The 797-nt window shown below is 48.4% G+C and carries 1 protein-coding gene; it reads left to right on the top strand.

Annotation, left to right across the window (positions count from 1 at the left end):
- Positions 1–797, top strand: a 797-nt coding sequence (locus A3763_RS25065) for a bifunctional ornithine acetyltransferase/N-acetylglutamate synthase (protein ID WP_068760699.1), incomplete at both ends; no start/stop codon positions are given.

Below are 797 nucleotides of genomic sequence, written 5' to 3'. Positions count from 1 at the left end.
TGCCTATAGAGAAGATCGTAGCGGCAATTCCTCAGGCTAAAGTTCAGTTAAAAGGTGATGCTTGGGCCGATGCGGCCGAAGGTATTATGACAACCGATACTCGACCCAAGGGTGTGTCGACTGAAATTAGCTACGCAGGCGAGACTGTTCGTATTAATGGCATCAGTAAAGGCGCGGGCATGATTAAGCCAAACATGGCAACCATGCTGGCCTATGTCGGATGTGATGCGAGCGTGCCTCAAGCTTTGCTAGATGAATTATTGCAGGAGCTTGCTGAGGCCTCATTTAATCGAATTACTGTCGATGGCGATACCTCGACAAACGATTCTTGTATTCTGTTTACGACAGGCAAGTCAAAAGCACCTTTGATTGATAAGTCTCATGCTGATTTTCCAGCCCTTAAAGACGCCTTAAGTGATGTCTTGGTCGAGCTGGCGCAATTGATCGTGCGTGATGGCGAAGGTGCCACCAAGTTTGTAACGGTTCAGGTTGAGCAGGCTAAAAGTACTGAAGAAGCACTTGAAGTGGCTTACACCATTGCTCATTCTCCTTTGATTAAGACCGCCTTATTTGCCTGCGATCCGAATTGGGGTCGTATTCTGGCCGCCTTGGGCCGGGCTTCGATTGAGGCGTTTGATTTGAGCTTGGTCGAGATATACTTGGGTGATGTCAGGATTGTTCATCAAGGCGAGAAGTGTGCCGAATATACTGAAGAGCGCGGTCAGGCAGTGATGGATCAAGAAGAGATCACCATACGTATCGACTTAGCGCGTGGCAGTGTTGAAGAAACGGTATGG

This window comes from Oleiphilus sp. HI0128 (assembly GCF_001635365.1).
The sequence above is the reverse complement of the archived record's forward strand: the minus strand, read 5'-3'. Positions and strand labels throughout refer to the sequence as shown.